The 18,447-nt window shown below is 68.4% G+C and carries 20 protein-coding genes; 11 read left to right on the plus strand and 9 right to left on the minus strand.

The window, feature by feature from the left end:
- Positions 1-100: 100 nt before the first annotated feature.
- The 3 genes from SMD20_RS46305 to SMD20_RS46315 are packed head-to-tail and all read right to left on the minus strand — an operon-like array spanning position 101 to position 3,116.
- A complete protein-coding gene (locus SMD20_RS46305; protein ID WP_091088912.1) occupies positions 101-502 on the minus strand; it encodes a DUF6009 family protein in 402 nt (133 codons plus the stop codon).
- Positions 499-2,019: a DNA primase family protein gene (locus SMD20_RS46310; protein WP_329594005.1), complete on the minus strand. Its 1,521-nt coding sequence runs from the start codon at positions 2,017-2,019 to the stop codon at positions 499-501. Before SMD20_RS46310 ends, SMD20_RS46305 begins: the two co-directional genes overlap by 4 nt.
- Positions 2,016-3,116: a bifunctional DNA primase/polymerase gene (locus tag SMD20_RS46315; protein WP_329594007.1), complete on the minus strand. Its 1,101-nt coding sequence runs from the start codon at positions 3,114-3,116 to the stop codon at positions 2,016-2,018. Before SMD20_RS46315 ends, SMD20_RS46310 begins: the two co-directional genes overlap by 4 nt.
- A gap of 903 nt (positions 3,117-4,019) precedes the next feature.
- Here SMD20_RS46315 and SMD20_RS46320 point away from each other — a divergent pair.
- The 3 genes from SMD20_RS46320 (at position 4,020) to SMD20_RS46330 (ending at position 6,622) form a co-directional block, all read left to right on the plus strand.
- Positions 4,020-4,604: an RNA polymerase sigma factor gene (locus SMD20_RS46320; protein ID WP_329594008.1), complete on the plus strand. Its 585-nt coding sequence runs from the start codon at positions 4,020-4,022 to the stop codon at positions 4,602-4,604.
- Positions 4,604-5,662 carry a CU044_5270 family protein gene (locus SMD20_RS46325; RefSeq protein WP_329594010.1) on the plus strand — a complete coding sequence of 353 codons (1,059 nt, stop codon included), beginning with the start codon at positions 4,604-4,606 and terminating at the stop codon, positions 5,660-5,662. The genes SMD20_RS46320 and SMD20_RS46325 overlap by 1 nt, the downstream gene beginning before the upstream one ends.
- Positions 5,663-5,740: 78 nt before the next feature.
- The gene (locus SMD20_RS46330; protein WP_329594012.1) at positions 5,741-6,622 is read left to right on the plus strand and encodes a hypothetical protein; all 882 of its coding nucleotides are present in this window, start codon (positions 5,741-5,743) and stop codon (positions 6,620-6,622) included.
- A 58-nt stretch (positions 6,623-6,680) separates the two neighbouring features.
- On the opposite strand, the gene SMD20_RS46335 is transcribed toward SMD20_RS46330, so the two are convergent.
- Together SMD20_RS46335 and SMD20_RS46340 are read right to left on the minus strand one after the other, a co-directional pair.
- The gene (locus tag SMD20_RS46335; protein WP_329594014.1) at positions 6,681-7,085 is read right to left on the minus strand and encodes a hypothetical protein; all 405 of its coding nucleotides are present in this window, start codon (positions 7,083-7,085) and stop codon (positions 6,681-6,683) included.
- 148 nt (positions 7,086-7,233) lie between these two features.
- Positions 7,234-7,596 carry a hypothetical protein gene (locus SMD20_RS46340; protein WP_329594016.1) on the minus strand — a complete coding sequence of 121 codons (363 nt, stop codon included), beginning with the start codon at positions 7,594-7,596 and terminating at the stop codon, positions 7,234-7,236.
- Between the two features lie 470 nt (positions 7,597-8,066).
- On the opposite strand from SMD20_RS46340, the gene SMD20_RS46345 reads away from it, so the two are divergent.
- Positions 8,067-8,249, plus strand: a complete 183-nt coding sequence (locus SMD20_RS46345; protein ID WP_329594018.1) for a hypothetical protein — start codon at positions 8,067-8,069, stop codon at positions 8,247-8,249.
- Between the two features lie 159 nt (positions 8,250-8,408).
- Here SMD20_RS46345 and SMD20_RS46350 read toward each other — a convergent pair whose 3' ends face one another.
- Entirely contained in the window at positions 8,409-9,437 is a 1,029-nt protein-coding gene (locus SMD20_RS46350) for a ParA family protein (protein ID WP_329594020.1), read from the minus strand.
- A gap of 944 nt (positions 9,438-10,381) precedes the next feature.
- Entirely contained in the window at positions 10,382-10,963 is a 582-nt protein-coding gene (locus tag SMD20_RS46355; RefSeq protein WP_329594022.1) for a TetR/AcrR family transcriptional regulator, read from the minus strand.
- A gap of 64 nt (positions 10,964-11,027) precedes the next feature.
- On the opposite strand from SMD20_RS46355, the gene SMD20_RS46360 reads away from it, so the two are divergent.
- On the plus strand, positions 11,028-12,077 hold the full coding sequence (locus SMD20_RS46360; RefSeq protein WP_329594024.1) for an FAD-dependent monooxygenase: 1,050 nt from the start codon (positions 11,028-11,030) through the stop codon (positions 12,075-12,077).
- Positions 12,078-12,179: 102 nt separating this feature from the next.
- Here SMD20_RS46360 and SMD20_RS46365 read toward each other — a convergent pair whose 3' ends face one another.
- Positions 12,180-12,980, minus strand: coding sequence for a hypothetical protein (locus SMD20_RS46365; RefSeq protein WP_329594026.1), 801 nt, complete (start codon positions 12,978-12,980; stop codon positions 12,180-12,182).
- Between the two features lie 242 nt (positions 12,981-13,222).
- On the opposite strand from SMD20_RS46365, the gene SMD20_RS46370 reads away from it, so the two are divergent.
- The 3 genes from SMD20_RS46370 to SMD20_RS46380 all read left to right on the plus strand — a co-directional run bounded on the left by SMD20_RS46370 (position 13,223) and on the right by SMD20_RS46380 (position 15,417).
- A complete protein-coding gene (locus SMD20_RS46370; RefSeq protein ID WP_329594028.1) occupies positions 13,223-13,879 on the plus strand; it encodes a hypothetical protein in 657 nt (218 codons plus the stop codon).
- 328 nt (positions 13,880-14,207) lie between these two features.
- Entirely contained in the window at positions 14,208-15,062 is an 855-nt protein-coding gene (locus SMD20_RS46375; RefSeq protein WP_329594030.1) for a hypothetical protein, read from the plus strand.
- Between the two features lie 226 nt (positions 15,063-15,288).
- A complete protein-coding gene (locus tag SMD20_RS46380; RefSeq protein ID WP_329594032.1) occupies positions 15,289-15,417 on the plus strand; it encodes a hypothetical protein in 129 nt (42 codons plus the stop codon).
- 153 nt (positions 15,418-15,570) lie between these two features.
- Here SMD20_RS46380 and SMD20_RS46385 read toward each other — a convergent pair whose 3' ends face one another.
- Entirely contained in the window at positions 15,571-16,557 is a 987-nt protein-coding gene (locus SMD20_RS46385; RefSeq protein WP_329594034.1) for an NAD-dependent epimerase/dehydratase family protein, read from the minus strand.
- A gap of 147 nt (positions 16,558-16,704) precedes the next feature.
- On the opposite strand from SMD20_RS46385, the gene SMD20_RS46390 reads away from it, so the two are divergent.
- From SMD20_RS46390 to SMD20_RS48575, 3 genes are all read left to right on the plus strand, one after another.
- Positions 16,705-17,133 carry a MarR family winged helix-turn-helix transcriptional regulator gene (locus SMD20_RS46390; protein WP_329594036.1) on the plus strand — a complete coding sequence of 143 codons (429 nt, stop codon included), beginning with the start codon at positions 16,705-16,707 and terminating at the stop codon, positions 17,131-17,133.
- Between the two features lie 293 nt (positions 17,134-17,426).
- A complete protein-coding gene (locus SMD20_RS48570) occupies positions 17,427-17,972 on the plus strand; it encodes a transposase (protein WP_442942647.1) in 546 nt (181 codons plus the stop codon).
- Positions 17,941-18,282, plus strand: a complete 342-nt coding sequence (locus SMD20_RS48575) for a TniQ family protein (protein ID WP_442942648.1) — start codon at positions 17,941-17,943, stop codon at positions 18,280-18,282. Before SMD20_RS48570 ends, SMD20_RS48575 begins: the two co-directional genes overlap by 32 nt.
- Positions 18,283-18,447: the final 165 nt, after the last annotated feature.

The raw sequence follows: 18,447 nt of genomic DNA on the forward strand, positions 1-18,447 counted from the left end.
AGCAGGGCGAACGCCAGCGACTCAAGGTCCCTGGGCGCCGGCGGGCCGGGTGAGCATGACAGCTGCCTGACCGGCCCGTTCGAGGGCGGCTCGCGGCCGATCAGGCCTTCGGAAGGGTGATCCCCAAGGCCACCATGGCGGGCGAGGGAGGCCCACCCTCGGAGCGTTCGGTCTTGTGGCCGGGCTTGCCGGGGGCCAGCGTCCGGGGGTCGACCGACTCCAGTGGGGCTCCGGTGCTGTATTCGCCGTCCGGGAGCGTGTCGCGGTCGTGGGGGGCCAGCCAGAAGACCCGGCGGTGGAAGGTGCCGGACGCGGGAGCGGCCTTGGCCGTCCGCCCGAGCACGGCGTAACCCACCATGCGGCCGTCGCGGTGGTAGGCGGGCTTGCCGCGGCGGGTGGGCAGCCTGTCCAGACTCTGGCGGACGTAGTCGAGACCCTCGGTGTCCTCCAGCCACACCAGCTCGACCTCGTGGCACAAACTCGATTCGTTGATCAGGCTCATCGCCGGGCCTCCTCACCGTGGAACTCGGAGCTGAGGCCGATACCCGGATAGAACTTGCGCGAGTTGGACAGGATCATATCCTTTGGCGACGTCATTCTCAGTGTGTCGCGAATGCGTGCGGCGAAGTTCCGGGCCGAGACAGGGGTGGCGCCCTCTGAGCTGCACCAGCGGGTGTAGGCCGCGTACAGACTCGTCTGTTCGGCACGCAGGCCAGCTTCGAGTATGCAGGCGTCTCCGATGAACCGCCCCACTACATCCTCCGTCGCTTCGTAGGCATCTGTCGCTAGACGTACCCGTTGCGGCCCTGACAAGTCTTTCTCGCCCGCCAGGTAGCGGCGGGCTCCGTCGACCAACCAGGACAAGATTCCCGGTCCCTCCTCATCCACCAGGATGCGTGCGAGGTTGTCAATCTTATGTTCTTCGGACACCACCCGTTCGAAGGGGATCAGGCGTAGCCGCCGCCAGAAGGCGAACCCGCCCGTACTCACCTCGGGGCGATGGTTGCCCAGCAACCACAGGTGATGAGTCGGGTCGAAACTGAAGAAGTCCTGACGCATCCGCCGCGCCTTGATCTTGTCGCCGCCCGTCAGCAGCTTCACCCGCGCCTCGTCGAAACGATCACCGGGCTTGAGCTCGGAGCAGACGATGACCCGGCGGCCGTGCAACTCGGCCAGGTCGGTCGGGTGGCCGTCGAACGACTTGGCCATGAGGAAACCGGGCGGGGCCGCGTCGGCGTAGTCGCCGAGCAGTTGCAGCATGACCTCCAGCAGCACGGACTTGCCGTTCTTGCCGGCGCCGAACAGGAACGGCAGGACCTGGGCGCCGACGTCCCCGGAGATGGAGTAGCCCAGCAGCAGGTGCAGGAAGTCGACGGTCTCCTTGCCCTCGGCGTCGTCGCCGAAGGTGTCGGCGAGGAACCGCTCCCAGCGCGGGATGGGGCCGGGCTCGGGGGACAGGGTGGTGGAGCGCGAGTGCAGGTGGCGCTCGGGGTCGGGAGCGGTGATCAGACCGGTACGCAGGTCGACCACCCCGGCCGGGGTGCACAGGGCGTACGGGTCGGCGTCCAGCGCGGCGGCGTTGAGCGCCATGCCGGGAGCCGCCTTGGCCTGCACGAGCATGGCGTGGATGCCGGCGGTCGACAGGGCTCGCTTCTTGTGCCGCCGCAGGTCGCTGGCGGTGTGCCGGTGGAAGCGGTCGAAGACGGCGAGCTGGTCGGCCATCTCCCCCGCCGCCCAGAGCACGGCGTCGCTCTCGTCGGGGATCCAGCGGTACTCCGCCCACCGGTACCAGCCGAGGCCCGGCACGTGCTTGAAGTCGCGTCCGTACAGGTGCACGAACAGCTTGGCGTTGCCCCGGTCGCTCAGCGACTCAGGCAGCAACCCGTCACTGGTCGCGGGGGCCTGGGCGGGCGGCGCGGCCGGCGGCGGAGCAGCGGTCGTCGAGATCTCGGCCAGTTCGAGCATCTGCTGGGCGGCGGCTTCCGCGTTGAAGCCCCCGGACGGGGTGCCGGGCGTCATGAGCGTTCCTGGAGGTAGAGCGGCCGGGTGGAGCCTCGGGTCAAACCGCTGCTGATGATCTTGTCGGAGCGGCCCTCCTGTCCAGGACGCGCATGGTGGGCGGCCTCCGTCAGCATCGTCTCGGCGTCGTGCACGGACAGATATCCTCCCGCGACGAGGCCGCCCGCAGTGTACGCCGCTCGGTTGAGCTTGGCGGTGAAGCCCGCCCCGTGCGGGACGGACGCGCACGCCTCGATGTCGGCCAGCAGGCGGTGCAGCAGGCGTTCGGCCGAACCGTCCCGGCCACCGGCGACAGCGACGGCCTGGCGGGCACGGGGCGGAATCGAGCGGGCCTGCTGAGGCGGTCTGGCGGCCGGGACGTGTGCCGTGCGCGAGAGTTCCTGGGCGAGCCAGCGCGGCAGGGGCGCGGGCACGCGGCACTCCCCCACCGCGGTGTAGACGCCGTCCTGGGTGCGGGTCCCGGGGGCGATGATGTAGCCGCCGTGGGCGCGTACGTCGACCTGCCAGGCCAGGGCCCGGGAGGAACTGGAGCCGGTGGAGCAGAGGAACGTCTGGCCGGGCTCGGCGCGATACCAGATGTGCAGGCCCCCGGAGGGCGTACGGACCCGCAGGGTCGAGGTGTCGGCCGCGGGGTCGGCCTCACGGCGCAGGGCCGCCAGCAGCGCCAGGGTGTCGAAGCCGGTCGCGAGGCCCGCCAGGTCGACCCTGGGGTCGATGGGGATGCCGGGCAGCAGGCGGTTCCGGTCGGGCACGGGCGTGGGGTGGGCGTCGACGTCGATGACGACGAGCCGGGCGGGACCGCAGGCGACACCGACACCGAACGCCGGGTGGGCACCCCACCAGCTGTCGATCAGCTCTGAATCGACGGTGGCGGCGTGGAAGCCGTGGCACCACCGTCCTTGCCGCAGGCACGCGCATCCGGCCGGGTCGTGCCCGGCGGCCTGGCAGGCTGGGCAGTTACGCGCCGGGGTCTTCCGGCCGGCGGCGAGGGGGTGGACGGGCCAGCCCTGGGCGGCGCACCAGCGGGCGATGTCGATCGGCCGGGAGAGCTGGGGAGGGCTGGGGGTGACATCGTCGAGAGGGGCGTGCAGAGTCACGTCATCCCTTCTCGTGGTCCGGGCAGAGGGTGTGTCGCCGGTTCGGTCTGCTCGCCTGTCGCCGCCCGTGAGGGAGGCTGAGCGACTGAAGCGACCGAGCCTTGAACATGGCACGACAGATTAGCGGACCTTGGGGCGGCTGTGGGGGATGGCGTGGGCGTGGCGGAAGAAATGCGACGCGGCTTCGCGATCGGGCCGTGAGACCGGACGTGGTACGGCACATGGATGCCGGGCCGCCTGGAGTAGCGACTGAAGCGACTCTACTGAGCACTTATGACGCCAACTCATCGATGCGTTCTACGACGACATATACCGGAGGAGGAGTCGCTTTGGTCGCTGCCCATCCTCGGGCAACCCCCTGACCTGCGGCTTTGTCAGCTACTCAGGACCAGCGACCGAAGCGCTGTCAGTCCCTCGGTCCCCTCCTCCCCCACGCGCCTCGCGGCTTTTGGGATTGTTTGAGCCTCGGTCCAGAGAGGGAGCGACTGAAGAGACCTAGGGCTGAGCGGGTCGCTTGGGTCGCTCCCAGCACTCAAGCGACTGACGCTCGGTCTCTGCGCCGCCGCGGCCCGGCCGGCCATGCCAGCGACCGAAAATGCCGCCAGGTCCCCCTCCTCAGATCGTGCGCCGAGCAGCGTCGCATGCCGGGCTTCAGTCGCTTGAGTCGCTTCGATCGCTCGGTCCGGGCCAGTGGTTCGCACCGCCTCCATCCGGTCGCTGCTGAGTCGCTCGCTTCGACGCCGGGCGTGAGGCGCTTCAGTCGCTCGGGTGCTGCTCGGCGCCGTGGTGAACAGCGACCGAGGGGTGCGGCCCATCGCCGCCTGGCCCGGCTGCCGGACACCGGCGTGAAGAAAACCTGCCGAGCGGCGAACACTGGGCGACAGTTGCCTTCGGAAGGACGCCATGACTGCACCACCTGACGCCCGCGATGTCATGGAAGACGTCACCGTGGTCGAGCGGTCGCTGGACGATCCCGAGCTCTTCGCCCTCCTGTACGACCGGTACTTCCAGGAGATCTACCGCTATCTGGCCGCCCGGCTCGGCAGCGAGCAGGCCGAGGACCTGGTCGCGGACGCCTTTCTGCTCGCTTTCCAAGGCAGGCGCGGTTTCGCCCCGGAGCGGGGCACCGTGCGGTCGTGGTTGTTCGGCATCGCCACGAACGTCGTGGCCAGGCATCGCCGAAGAGAAGGCCGCCGCCTGAACGCGCTCAGCAAGGTCCCGGCCGAGGACTGCGCCGACGGGCACGAGGACCGGCTGACCTCGCAGCTCGCGGCGCAGGCCAGCCGGCCGGAGCTCGTACAGGGACTGAAGGGCCTGGCGAAGGGCGATCGCGACGTGGTGTTCCTGCTCGTGTTCGGCCGTTTGGGCTACGAGGAGATCGCCACGGCCCTGGACATACCGGTGGGGACCGTCGGGTCCCGGATCAACAGGGCGCGCAAGAAGCTGCGCAAGGCCCTGGGCGACGTCAACCCGATCGGGGAGTGGTGATGGACGAGCTGAAGCTGATCGAGGCCGCGTTCGCGGAGCCTGAGCCCACGCCGGAGGCGGCGGCGAAGGGACGTGAACGCCTCCTCCGTCTGACCCGCCAGGCGCAGACGGCGCGGCTGGACCGTGCGCGCCACGGGTGGCCCGCCACACTGCCGATCCGGCGCGTCGCCCTGGTCGGCGCCATGGCGGTGATGCTCACCGGCGGCATCGTCGCCGCCCAGGCGACTCTGGGGGGCTCCGGGCCGCATACCCCTGGATACCTGCTCGCCGCCCCTCCGGCCGACGCCAGGACCCTGCTCACCCTGGCCGCGTCGGCCGCCGACGGCCGGCCCGACACGGTTCCGGCCCGCGACCAGTACGTTCACACCAAGACGCTGGCCCAGCACAGCCTCTACACCAAGGACGAGTCGGGCCGGACGCTCTACACCAACGTGCTGGTCAGCGAGGAACGCTGGGAGGCGGCCGACCTGGGCAAGCCGTGGCTGAGCCGCAGCCAGAACCTGTCGGCCACGGGACCGGCGCCCCGCAAGTACTGGGACCGCGGCGTCGAGGACATCGTGTCCGAGCCGGGCGCCTGCCCAGGCCAACCGGCCTACGCGCGGCTGGGCGCCTGGCCGACGGACCCCGCCCAGGTACGCGCGAAGATCGTGGCCGACACGGGCGAGCAGCCGCTGCGTATCTGGCGCTCACTCCAGAGCCTGGTCCGCGAGTCCGCGGTACGGCCCAGCCTGGGCGCCGCGCTCTACCGGGTCGCCGCCGGGCTGGACGGCATCGTGCTCATCCACGACGCCGTGGACGCGGCCGGCCGCCCTGGCCTGGCCGTCGCCATGGACGAGGGCGACGGCACTCGATCCGAGCTGATCTTCGATCGGGCGACCTACCGCTATCTGGGCGAGCGCACGGTGAACACCAGGGACCGCAGGGTGAAGGTGTCCCCCGGCAGCGAGTACACCGAGAAGAAAGGCGCGGTCAACGGCACCGCGGTGCTCGCCGTCGAGCTGACCCCCGGCCTGCCCGAGGTGTCGCCGAAGGCGTCCCGCATCAAGATCCCCTGCTGAGACTTCTCCCCACATGATCCGGCCTTCCGTGGCCGTGAGTTCTGTTTCGCATGCCCTCAAGGAAGAAGGAGAACATCGATGTTCATCGCCAAGGCCGTCGCGGCCACCATGCTCGCTGGCGCGTTCGGCGGCCTCACCTCCCCGCTGCCGGGCGACGCCGCCGCGTACGAGAAGCAGACACGGCTGGAGGCCGAACGCGTGGCCTGCATGAAGGAGCGGGGCTTGGACTACGTGGCCTCGCCGGAGCCCCGGCACACGTGGCAGCCCGGGGAGCGGGAGCGGCTCGCGGGCGACGTGGAGGCAATGCGGGCGTACCGGGCCAAGTACGGCTTCGGCGTCTGGTCCTCGAACGTCTATCCCAAGGACGCCGTCGTCAACCCGGTCCAGCACGAGAACCCCAACGACAAGACGCTGATGTCGCTCTCGGCCGACAGGCTGAAGAAGTGGCGCGCCGCCGACGAGTCCTGCTTCTCCCAGGCGGTCAAGCAGGTGCTGGGCAAGACTGTCACCTCGCAGGAGGACTACCACGACCGGCTCGAAGCGGCGGTGCGCAAGTCGTTGAGCGTCCTCGACCAGGACAAGCGGCTCGTCCAGCTGGGCAAGCAGTTCGCCGCGTGCCTGGGCGTCAGCCGGAGCGAGCCGACCGCGCTGGACGGACTGAGCCACGGCAAGATCGTGCTCCAGGCCTCGGACGTCGCGAAGAAGGCGTGGAAGGGCGAGCTGCCCGAGGCGCCCAAGGGCAAGACCGTCATCTTCCGGCCCGACCTCAAGCCCGCCCAGGCCAGGCCGTACCTGGAGAAGGAGATCAAGACGGCGCTGAAGGACCTGCAGTGCGGTAAGGACTTCTACCCCGCCTACGCTCCCAAGGCCATGGAGATCACGTCGAAGGTCTACCAGGAGTTCGGCCGGGAGAGCGCGGCCCAGGCGATCCCGTCCCGGATCTACCGCAAGCTCGTCTGACGCGACTCTGCCGGGGGTGCTGCTCGTGCGCGAGCGGCACCCCCTCATGACGCCTCTGTCAGCGGTAGTGCACGCGGTAGCGCAGGTGTGTCACGCCTTCGCCCTCGACGCGTTCGAGCTCGGCTTTCTCGTTCTGAATGTTGTCGATATAGCGGATTCCTTCGCCGAGGAACACGGGAACCAGGTCGATCCGGACCTCGCCCAGGCCGTCGTGGACGAACGTGAAGGGCGCCGGCCGGGGCGCCGGAGGCTCTCGGTGGGTCACCACGGACGCGCGACCGCCGCCGGGCGGATCGCCGCCCCAGCCGCCGGTGTAGTCGAACACCCGGCGGTCGCAGACGAGCGCGCCGTACTGGGCGAAGTCCATCTGTTCCCGCAGACAGCCCACGCCGGCCGCGGCAACCAGGAACGTGATCGGACAGCCGACCATCGGCACCTCGACGCCGCCGTACCAGTCGAACAAGGGGCTCACGCCTTCCCGCACGGCCTTGGCGGATCCTCTCGTTCCGGTGTCCCTTCCGGACGGTCAGGCCGCCGACGAGCGCGAACTCATCGCTCGCCGGCCAGCTCTGGATGCATCCGTTGTGATCACCTGGAAGAGGAGTCCGGTCTCAGGTAGCGGGAAGCGCGCTGACGCTGGACGCCCCGGTGAGCGAGCCGTCCTCGTCGTCGTCGAGCAGATATGCCTCCACCGCGACGGAGACCAGCGTGGACAGGTGCTCGGCCCCGGTCTCCTCGACGAGCTCGGTCAGGATGTCGAGTTCGGCCGGGCGGAACTGCACCGGCCACAGCACCCGGCGGATGCCCGCCTTCGATCGTGACCGCAGGTTCCTTCGAGGCGGGAATCGCGAGCCGTTGGGTCGGCTCACTTCGAGGCGCGCCTGGACCAGGACCCCTAGTACGCCTTCGGTCAGGTAGTGGTCGATGGCGTCCATCGCCAGCTGGGCGTACTCGATGCCCTCGGCACGGCTCATCTCGCGCGCCCGCTCTTTGACCTTGGGCGTCACATAGATGCTGACCTGCTCAGGCGTCTGGTACGCACTGGTGGGCGAGGGCTCGGCGACCGGAGCGGGTGCGTGGCGGGCGGAGGCCTGTGCGGGACGGGCGGTCTGACGGCGCGGCTTGGTCGCGTGCGGCGTCGAAGGGCGCGACGGCGACGGCGGTGTTAGGTCGTCCGTTGTGCGGGCTTGTGGAGCCTCCTCAGGAGCCCTGAGGGCCGAGCCTGCGGAGTTGCCGGACGATCCCGACGGCTCCGGCGGGGCGTCCGCGTCCGCGAGTGGAGCGACCGCGCTGACGGGCTTGGCAGGTGTCTGTGACGTGGGCGTCTCGATGGCGAGCCCGGCGGAGGAGCTCTCCGCCTCCTGAGCCACGGGCGCGGGGGCCACGAGCGCCGGAGCGACCGGTGCTGCCGGAGCTTCGACCTTGGCGGGCTCTGCTGCGACCGGTGCTGCCGCTGCAGGCTCGGCTGCGACCGGCGCGGCTGCCGGCTCTGCTTGAGGAGCAGGAGCAGGAGCAGGAGCAGGTGGCGCGGGCGCAGGGGCCGCCGCGACGGCCGGTGCAGGGGTCGGCTCAGGGGCCGGTGCAGGAGCTGGCGTGGCGGCCGGTGCAGGGGCAGGCGCTGCCGTAGCCGTGGCGGCCGCCGTAGTCTCCGGAGACGGCTGTTTCCGCTCCCCCTCGGCCGGCTTGCCGACCAGCGTCGCCAAGCCGCTCTGTCCGCGCTTGCCGCGCGCCCGGGTCATCCCGCTGAGGCGCGGCTGCGGCGGCTTGTCGTCGAAGAACTCGCTCGTCATGCGTACGCCTCCGCTTCCAGCTCCAGCGCCCGAGCGATGATCTCCATGGTGGCCTCTTCCATCTCGATGGCGGAGGTCTCGGCCGACTCCGAGCTGAGAGACAGCTGGTGTTGCCTGGCGTGCTTCTTCCAGTCCGCGCCCGCGGTCAGATCCGCCAGTTCGGCGAACACCCGGCCGTGCTTGCGGCACTGGTCCGCGACGTTGACGGCCCGCGTGATGACGGTCTGGAAGATGGGGATCCCCGAGTCGCCGAGCACGCCTTCGATCTCGCGCCGCTTCTTGGCCAGGAATCCGATCTCCTTCACGCCCACCACCTCCCCCTCCTCGTCCTTGACCTTGCGCAGATGCTGGCGGTCGAAGCCGAACAGCAGCACGCCGAGCGGGGTCAGCGCCGGGTTGAGCGGGGATGCGACGTCGAAGACCTCGCTGACTCCCTCAAGACCCTGGATGGCGCCCTGGTCGAAACAGACGGGGATGAGCACGTACTCGGCGGCGACGGCAGCCAGGTGCTGCAGGTCGGCGATGTTGGGCGGACAGTCGATGAGGATCCACTCGTAGTCGTCCGACACCTCCGCCAGGGCCTGGGCCAGACTCAGCAGGATCTCCCGGCGGGGGTCGATGGACCTTGTGCCGATGATCGAGGCGGTCGTCCGCTTGAGCACCTTGCCGCCGGGAACGACGTCGAGCTGAGGCCGTACGTCGCGCACGATGTGCAACGGCCCCGTGCCCTCCACCACGTTGATGACGCTCTGCCCTTCGTCGTCCCCGGGTCTGCCCTGGTAGCCCAGATCCAGCCCCAGGTTGCCCTGAGGGTCGAGGTCCAGAGCGAGGACCCGCTTGGACGATCCCGCTTGGTGGAGCGCGGCTGCCAGCTGGGCCGAGATGTTGGCCGTGGTGGTGGTCTTCCCCGCGCCCCCCTTGTTGTTCAACACGATGAGTACCCGCCGCAGCTTGGGGCGGATCTGTTCGATGATCTCCTGCGTGGTCATCCCACGGGCCTGAGTGGCAGAGAGGGGGAAGCTCATGGATCTACTCTCCTGTGCATGCCTAGGACTGGACGGAAGGTCCCTTGTGCCTGCAGAGGCGCAAGCTCCCGGTAACGTGACGCAGCTGATGGAACTTCCGTCCCTTTCTTAACAGATGAATGCCTTGAGCGTCATCTTCATCTGCGGCGTGTCGCCGCGCTCGTTCTTCCGTTCCCCTGGCCGATCCACTGACGGCCCTCTCCTCTTGCTGGACCCTCCACTCGTCACGCACTTGGTGAGCTGATGCGTCCACCCAGCAGCCACGTCAATGAAGGCTCGCATGCTCGCGCTGTCCGCCCATGACTGCACCCGCTGGCCTCGTCAGGGCCTGACCTTCTGCCCTGATCGCATACGGCTCCTCCATCTGCTGCCACATCCGCTCTGCTCATCGGTCTGCTCTGCTGTCTACACGGTGCTTGCATCACTGATTGACCTATGACGTGATAGGCCTTTCGACACAACGTCTGCCAAGACATGTTGCATCACTGTCTTCTGTCATTTCGATCCCCCTTGCTTCCCGCCTCACTCAGCCACTGTCGATGTGAATATCTTCAGGCCATTCATCGTCATTATTCATGTCACTATCTCTGACACTTGCGATACAGGTAGTGGCAAGCCACTCTCTGTGCATTTTGGTAGACCTATCTTCACACCTATTACTCGTTGCGACCTGGGGTGATGTGGTCGCGCCGGTGGGTGGGCGGAACCCGCCGGCACCTCGGGATGCAGAATTCGGAGCTGGTCATGAGCCCTCGAGGCAGGCAGTCCGGCCCGCACTGCAAGGCGCGGCTGGGAGCCTTCTGCCGGTTCACTCCCGCATTCCCTGCACGCCATACGCAATATCACGAAGACGTCGGTGGCAACGTAAGGGAATTAAGGGGGAGGCCCTGTAGGCGCGCGGGGACGCGGAGATGGCGCGGTGTCGGGTACTGCGGTCCCGCCGGTCAGGCCGTCCGGCCGGGGTAGGTGGCGGCTATGAGCCGGCGGAGGAAGGCGTCGAGGTCGTCGAGACCGTAGGAGGCCAGCACGTCGGCCGGCTGGGAGAGCAGGTGGGCCAGCGCGCCGTTGATGGCCAGGGTGACCAGGGCGGCGCCGTCCCGGGTGGCCGGGAGGCCGGCGGCCTGCTGGAGGGCCAGGTTCAGGTCGAGGTCGGCGCGGGCGAGCCGGGCCATGATCTGGCGTACCTGTGCGTTCCTGGCGGCCTCCGCGTTCAGTTCGAGGTAGGCCAGGACGCGGGATCTGTTGTCCGTCAGCGCCTTGTCCATCAACCGGCGCAGCAGCGTGAGCAACTGGTCGACGGTGTGGACCTCGGCCTGCTGGAGGTCGCCGAAGTAGCGATCCACGCACCGCTCGGCCGCGGCCTGCAGGAGGCTGTCGCGGGTCGGGAAGTAGTTCTTCGCCGTGCCTTCCGGCAGCCCGGCGACCCGGTCCGTCGCCCGGTGCGTGAGGCCCCGGCCGCCCTCGGCCGCCAGCACCTCGATCGCCGCGTCGCGCAACCGATCGCGTCGGTCACTGTTCTCCGCCATGGGCCCCTATGTTTCCACTCGACACCACCACCACATCTGTGGTACCACAGGTGTGGTGACTGGAATGAGAAGTGCCGTCATTGTGGGCGCGGGTGTCGGTGGGCTGACCGCCGCGATCGCGCTGCGTGCCATCGGATGGAAGGTTTCCATCTTCGAGCGGTGGCCACGGGTCGTCGCCGAGGGCACCGCGCTGGGCCTGCGTCCGGACGCCCAAGCCGCCCTGGCCACACTGAAACTGGGCGAACGGCTGCGCGAGCGCACCGTCCCCTACCGGCGGGCGCAGATCCGCACCCCCGGCGGCAGGCGCCTGGCCGACCTGCCGCTGGGACGCATCGAACGGCGCGGCGGGGCGCCCATCCGCATGCTGTCGCGGGTCTCGCTGATCGAGCTGCTGCTGGAGGAGGTGGACCAGGAGACGATCAGCACCGGCGTGGAGATCACCGATCCCGCCGGGCTGCGGACGGAACACGACCTGGTGATCGGCGCCGACGGGGTCCGCAGTGCGGTGCGCCAGGCGTTCTTCGGTCCCGGCACGCAACCTCGCTACGCGGGCATCGTCGCCTGGCGCGGCGTCGTCGAGGGCTTCGAGCCGCAGGACTACGGCGAAACCTGGGGGCGCGGGCAGATGTTCGGCATGACCCCGCAGGCGCCGGGCGTCACCAACTGGTACGCCCCCGTACGCACCCCCGCCGGCGTCCGCGAGACCCTCGACGACCTGCGGGCCCGCTTCGCCGGCTGGCACGACCCCATCCCCCGCGTGCTGGCCGCGGCCGACGAGGGCACCGTACTGCGGCACGAGGTCCACGACCTCGCACCGCCGCTGGCCTCCTACGTCACCGGGAACGTCGCCCTGATCGGGGACGCCGCCCACGCGATGACCCCCGCCCTGGGGCAGGGCGCCTGCCAGGCCCTGCTCGACGCGATCGAGCTCGCCGCCTGCCTGCGCGACCATCCCGGCGACGTCGAGCAGGCGCTGCGCGCGTACGACGCCAAGCGGCGTCCGGCGACCCAGCGGATCGTCACCGCGTCCCGGTGGATGACCCGCCTGGCCGGGGCCGATCGTCTGACAGGCCCGCGCAATGCTCTGATGCGCCTCCTGCCCTCTTCGGCCTGACCATCGAGGGGAAAGGCGGCCTGGCTGAGGGGCCCTCCTGCCGGGCAACGCCTTCAACCGGAGCGGCGACTTTGCGGCAGGAGCCGGCGAGCGAGTACGAGCTCAGCTGCCGAAGCGTGCCTCATGCTGTTGCTCGGCGAGCAAGGTAAGCCGGGGGAGGAGATCCGACAGTTGCTCCCGAAAGGCGGCATAGCGCTCCTCTCGCAGCACGTCGAGGATCTCCTCCAGCCACCAGCCGATCTCGCGCAGCGTCGGATACCGGTCCGGCGTCAGCGGCCACTGCATCTCTCTGACCGCACGACGCAGGCCGATCAGGTTCTCCGCCAGCTCGTCGTCCAGCAGGTGGTCGAACCGCGCGCGATAGTCCACCAGCTCTCCTGCCGCCTCCCACAACGGCAGAGCATGACGGTCGTACCACGCGGCCTCCGCCGAGCTCGTGCTCGTGGAGGAAGAGGTGGGGGAGCGCCGGTGCGCTCGTTCCGCTCGTTCGTTACGGGCCAGCCCCAGCTTGGCGGCGCGATGGCGAAGGATGCGGTGCTCCACGGCCTGCCTGCTGCGTACGTTGAGCGGGGGCGCCATCCGGATCATGGCGATCTGCTTGGCACAGCCCAGCTCGAGGAGTTCATGCTCCAGGCGGTCGGCTTCGTCCGGCAGGTGCGGGCAGTACCGCCGGACATAGGCCAGCACCCACAGACCGTCGATCACGTCACCGACGAGCACCCAGTCCGGGACCCGCCGGCGGGTCAGGACGTAGCGGATCACGGTGAGCGGATGGTCGGCCGGATCGTCGTGCAGCAGTGTCTCCAAATCGGGATCGTGTGCCTTGCGACGTCGCTCTACAATGTCCTCGATGGCCCTCTGACCTGCGGTTTTAGTGACAACCGGCTCAGCACGTTTCGGCATGTCAATAGTGTATTGACGTCTATGATCATGATGGCGCCGGTGGACGTGTGAGACTCCCAGATGCCTGACGGTCTTGAAGATGACAGTCCGTCACGGCAACTGGAAGCGGACATGGGAGCCCGCAATCGAAGTCGGCAGTAGCAGCACAGCCGTCCGGGCATCCTTGGAGCGAGTACGGACATCATGATTGATCTTCAGCTCCGCGCGCCACCACCGCGCGGTTTCAAGATCCAGTAGGTCCCTTGAGCCTTCTCACCTGCTGGTTCTGGGGGACGCTCCTTGCATGGAAGGGCCATCTGGTCGTGTTGGATGAGGCTGTTGCTCGTTACACCGACATGCGCGATCAGTTCGGTGAGGACATGGCGTACACGGTGACGATTCCCGACTCGGGCATCCTCACCATCGACGACGCTGTGCGTCGCATGGGATACACCACTACCGACCTGCAGGACCCCGACGACCTGCCGCGCCCCAGCGACAGCATCTCACTTCACCAGGTCGGTGCTGGCATCGTCACCCTGGATTGGGCCTTCCCCGTGCCCGAGCGCCGACAGGTGACTGACCGGCTGGGCGGCGAAGGTTTCCGGCACTGGTATGTGGCCTTCGACATCAACGGCTACACCAGCATGCACGTCCGTTACGGAGGAGCCGAAGGTGACCTTGAAGGTCCCGAGCCGGCCTCCGGACCCTTCACACCCTGGACCGAGCTTCTTGGACCGTTGAGTGCCTATGTCGGCCTCTTCAACAGGTGCTATGACAGTGAGGAGGCGGATGCGTCAGTGGACATTGTCGCAGCCTGCCTGGCCGTGGTCGAAGCCGAAAGCGGCGTTCGCCTGGATTGGGAGCTGATGAACAGCCCCGCTCCAGTTCTGTCACTTCCGAATCCAGATTTCGCTTAGGCTAAGCGGATGTTACCTGGTCAGCATCCCCGCTGATCGGAAAAGCGGCAGGCCCCTTACATCTCCTTCCCCATGGTGTACCGCCGCGCGGAGGAGTCCTCGGTGCACACGGTCCAGGTCACGACCGAACTCGGTTTGCACTGCTACGACCCTTAGCTGGACCGTCTTCGGGTCTCGTGACCACTGTCAAGCCGACCACATTGAGGCGGGCGCCTCACTCGACCTGGGAAACGATCACGCGCGATCTTGCACGCCTCTGCTGCCTTCCAGGCCAGGCACACTCGTGAACACCCCTGAACCTGGCGGTGCGCTCGCACGTCTGAAGGTCATGCGCGCACTCGCCTTCCTCGCCTTCCTCGCCTTCATCGTGCTGACCGCCTGCGGCAGCGGAGTGGCGGCCGACGAGCCGGTTACGTACGCGGCCAACGCCGTCTCCGTCCTGGAGAACCCCGGTCACGGGCCGCAGATGTGCGCCGCGATGCAGGAGTCGCTGCCACCCCAGTGCGGTGGGCCGGACATCGTCGGCTGGGATTGGTCCAAGGTCCAGCACGAGAGCGTCCAGGGTACGAAGTGGGGTCAGTATCGGGTGGTCGGCACTTGGGACGGTTCCCGGCTGACCCTGACCGAACCACCAGGGGCGGCGGTCCAGGGCAGACCGGAGGAGCACAGGTTCAACAGCCCGTGCCCCGTCCCGGAGGGCGGCTGGCGGCTGGCCGATCCCGCCAAGGCCACCCAGGAAGCGCTCCAGGCGACTCAGCAGCGGCTGGAGAACGAGGAAACCGTGGGCGGGGTGTGGCTGGACCAGAGCTATCTGGATTCGATCCCCGGCTACGACGGCAGCAAGCGGGAGTGGGCGGAGAAGTACGCCAACGACCCGACCAAGCTGGTGCTGAACGTGAAGTTCACGGGCGACCTGGCCGGCAGGGAGGCGTGGATCCGGGAGAGCTGGGGCGGCGCGCTCTGCGTCAGCCAGGCCCGGCGCAGCCTGGAAACGCTGCGGCAGATCCAGGAGTTCGTCGGTGACGATCTCGGCCAGCCCATCACCTCGACTTCCGTCGACATCATGAAGGAGCAGGTGGTCGTGGGCGTCTGGGTGGCCGGCGAGGAGCTCCAGCAACGTCTGGAGGACAAGTACGGCGAGGGCGTCGTGCTCCAGCAGGCGGTACTGAAGCCGGTGCAATAGGGAAGCCGTGGCCACAGACCAGTGACCACCCTGACGTGCTGTTAGAGAGTCGGCGTGTTGGGGCGTCCCAGCCCAGTACGAAGGTGTATGCCCGCAGGCACCAGTAGCTGACACTGGTAGGCAGCAGTCGTCCGACCTGGTCAAGACGCGTAGAAGCCCGATCCGCGGACCCACGTGATCGGCGGAGTAGCGGTACATCACTCAGAAGATCTTGAATCTCCGAGCCGTGAGCGGCCTGACCGAGCAGGCGTTCACCCGGCTCACGTTCACCACAGACCTGGCCTCCGCGGCCGCGCAGGCCGATCTCGCCACCGACCGGCCGGGCCGCTTCCTGCCAGCCACTACGCCAACCTGATCTGGAAGATGAACGTCGTCGAGATCATGGGCACGGCGGACACCGATTCTGGGTGAACGGCGATGGCAGTGCGTCAAGGGACCGCGTACGGGAAAGGCGAGGCACCGCATCCATGGCGAGGGCATTGCGACCGCGGCGCGCGAGGTCGTCACCTCACGAGAAGCTCATCTCCGCCAGGCCCTTCTCCAGCGTCACGTCAGGCGAGTAGCCCAGCTCCTTCCTCGCGGCGGTGATGTCGTAGGAACGGTCACGGCCGGTGAAGCTGACGAGCCAGTTCGTCAGCGGCGGCGCCGTCTTCCGGCGAAGCAGGCGTGCCGTACGGTCCATCATCGCCGCCATGGGCGCCGCCATCGCCAGAGGGACGCTGCGGCTCTTGGACAGATCCACGCCGCGGGTCGCCAGCAAGGGGGTGAGGAAGTCTCGGATGGGCATCGGCGTGCCGTCCGTCACGTGGTAGACCCCCTTGTGGCGGCCCCGCGTGAGCGCGAGGATCGCGGCACTGGCCAGGTTCTCGACGTGTACGAAGTCGACGATGTGCTTGCCGTCGTCGATCCAGGCGAACCGTCCGGCCTCGGCGACCTTGACCATCTCGTTGATCGTCGTCATTCCGCGGCCCCAGATGAACGGCGGGCGGAGCACCACCAGCTCGGTCTTCCCGCTGCGGGCTTTCAGGAGCGCGCGCTCGGTGGCCAGCTTGACCCGGCTGTAGGCGATGTTCGGCCGGCCCTCCGGCGTCGACTCGTCGACGACGGGACGGCGTTGACTGCCCGTGGTGACGGACGCGGCGCTGGTGAGCACGAAGCGTCGCACCCCGGCCGCGACGCTCGCGGCGTGCAGGGCGGCCGTCGGCACGTGATTGGCCTGTTTGAAGAGCAAGTCGGGGCCCCAGAACTCCATGTACGCCGCGACGTGCACGACCGCGTCGGCCTCGCGCAGCTTGGCGAGCCAGCTCGGCGTCGGGGAGCCGGCCCGGCCGAGCTCGGCGAGATCGCCGGACACTGGTTCGGCGCCGGCCACACGTACCCGCTGGATGCTCGAGCCCGATCTGGCCAGTGCCATGACCTCATGTCCCTCGGCGACGAGGCGGTGGACGAGAGTGCCGCCGACGAAACCGCTGCCGCCGGTGACGAAGATCTTCATGTGTGTTCACTCCTTGTGGTTGAGTACGCACTTACCTAGATGCATTGGGATCGAATAGTTCGTAACCAATGTATTGACGTCTATGTAACCTCCCGTACGATGGGGGCGTCAAGTGGAAGGTGGGCGATGCCACGCGCAAACGAGGGCGTGACCGCAGCACAGGTCGCCGACGAGTTCAGCCGTACGGCGAAGGTTCTGGTACGTCACTTCAACGAGCGTCTGGGCGAGCACGGGGTGTCGACACCGAGATTCCGCCTGGTGGTGGAGGTGGCGCGTTCGCAGCCGGTTCGTCTCACCGAGCTCGCTCTCGCGGTCGGCATCGCGCAGGGGACCGCCTCCACGCTGGTCGACGCGCTCGTCCGCGACGGGCTACTCGAACGCCAGACCAGCGCGGACGACCGCCGGTCCGTACTCCTTCGAGTGACGGCGCAAGGGGCCGCACTGGCGCAGAACTGGACAGCCGGCTATGAACTGGCGGCGGAAGAGCTGTTCAGGCCACTCACCCCCGAGCAACTGTCGACACTGGTCGACATATTGCGGACGCTCAGCGCCGGCGAGGCGTCGGCCGGCGACTGAAGAAGGCCCTGCCGGCGCGTGGATCGCCGGAGCACCGCAGGTGTCGTCGCCTGGAGCGATCTCGAATGGAACCGCGCTCAGCGCGATGAACGGTCCTGCACAGCTGCCTCGATCCGCAAGCCGACACCGGCCATGACGGCGACCAGCGCCGCTGCCCAAGGATCCCAACAGGTGTAGCGCGGCCACCGTGTAGCGCAGCGCTGCCGCCTCCTCGAAGTCCTCGCGGGCCACCTGCCTAGGGGTTGTCCTGTCCGGCCATGGGCGTGAGCTTCTCACGCTGAGGTCAAGATCCGATGGCGGCGGACGGGAAACGATCACAGCGAAGCCGGGAAGCGATCTTCTCAACCCGTCTTGCGCCCCAGGCTGGCCATCTTCGTGAACGCCCCAAGGCCGAGATCGTCGAGCTGTGCCGGCGCGGCGACCGCTCGGTCTGGCAGGTGGCCAAGGACTTCGACCTGACCGAGACCGCGGTGCGTCAGTGGATCCGCCAGGCGGAGGTCGATGCCGGGCAGCGCGACGGGCTGACTAGCAGCGAGCGGCAGGAGCTGGAGGCGCTGCGCCGGGAGAACCGCCGGCCGCGTTCTCGGCCAAGGAGACCCGGTGAACGTGCACCCGTTCATCGAGGCGGAAAGCAGGGCGGCCACAGCGTCAAGCGCGCGTGTGAGCTGCGGGGAGTCTCCCGTGCCGCCTTCTATCTGGCCCCGGCGGCTGTCCGCCGTGGGCGATGGTCGAGGCGTTGGGGCTGGATGTACGCGCGTCCAGTGACGTCCGTTCACCGGTGTACGGCGTCGTCGCGACGCCGGAGACGTGCAGGGCGATCGAGGCTGCCACAGGCGTGAGTCAGTCCGCCGGACAGAGGGCCGTGAGTGGGTGCGGTTCTTCGGCAGCCGAGTATGCCCGACATGTCTGATGGCTTCGGGTGGAGCGTGGCTGGTCTGGTGGAAGCTGAGCTGGGCCGCAGTTTGTCCCGAGCATCGGACGCTGCTGGTGGATCTCTGCCCGAGATGCCGCGTTTTCGTGCGACGAGGTCCGGCCGGGCGGCCTGCGCGTCTGTCTCGCTCTCGGATGCCGGCTCCGTTGCGGTGCGGCGCGCTTCTCAGAGGGGCCGTATGCGATCAGCCGGTCCCGCAGATCAGGACGAGCGCGTAGGGCGGGCGACCATCCTCATAGAAACGGTAAGGAAACAACCGCTGCTCTACTACTGATCCGCATGACGTACCGAACTTCACTGACGGCACTGGCCGTGGCGCTGGCGGGGTTGGCCGCGCATCCTTCCGCGGCGGGTGCCACCGCTACCGTCGCCGTGAGCGCGAG

The sequence above is a fragment of the Nonomuraea sp. LP-02 genome, from assembly GCF_036289125.1.
Taxonomy (GTDB): domain Bacteria; phylum Actinomycetota; class Actinomycetes; order Streptosporangiales; family Streptosporangiaceae; genus Nonomuraea; species Nonomuraea bangladeshensis.

Coding starts and splice junctions, on each gene's coding strand:
- SMD20_RS46310 (WP_329594005.1), bottom strand. CDS start 2,019: ATGACGCCCGGCACCCCGTCCGGGGGCTTCAACGCGGAAGCCGCCGCC.
- SMD20_RS46305 (WP_091088912.1), bottom strand. CDS start 502: ATGAGCCTGATCAACGAATCGAGTTTGTGCCACGAGGTCGAGCTGGTG.
- SMD20_RS46330 (WP_329594012.1), top strand. CDS start 5,741: ATGTTCATCGCCAAGGCCGTCGCGGCCACCATGCTCGCTGGCGCGTTC.
- SMD20_RS46350 (WP_329594020.1), bottom strand. CDS start 9,437: ATGAGCTTCCCCCTCTCTGCCACTCAGGCCCGTGGGATGACCACGCAG.
- SMD20_RS46355 (WP_329594022.1), bottom strand. CDS start 10,963: ATGGCGGAGAACAGTGACCGACGCGATCGGTTGCGCGACGCGGCGATC.
- SMD20_RS46385 (WP_329594034.1), bottom strand. CDS start 16,557: ATGAAGATCTTCGTCACCGGCGGCAGCGGTTTCGTCGGCGGCACTCTC.
- SMD20_RS46365 (WP_329594026.1), bottom strand. CDS start 12,980: ATGCCGAAACGTGCTGAGCCGGTTGTCACTAAAACCGCAGGTCAGAGG.
- SMD20_RS46340 (WP_329594016.1), bottom strand. CDS start 7,596: ATGAGCCGTGCCGAGGGCATCGAGTACGCCCAGCTGGCGATGGACGCC.
- SMD20_RS48570 (WP_442942647.1), top strand. CDS start 17,427: ATGGCGGCGGACGGGAAACGATCACAGCGAAGCCGGGAAGCGATCTTC.
- SMD20_RS46375 (WP_329594030.1), top strand. CDS start 14,208: ATGCGCGCACTCGCCTTCCTCGCCTTCCTCGCCTTCATCGTGCTGACC.
- SMD20_RS46325 (WP_329594010.1), top strand. CDS start 4,604: ATGGACGAGCTGAAGCTGATCGAGGCCGCGTTCGCGGAGCCTGAGCCC.
- SMD20_RS46320 (WP_329594008.1), top strand. CDS start 4,020: ATGACTGCACCACCTGACGCCCGCGATGTCATGGAAGACGTCACCGTG.
- SMD20_RS46360 (WP_329594024.1), top strand. CDS start 11,028: ATGAGAAGTGCCGTCATTGTGGGCGCGGGTGTCGGTGGGCTGACCGCC.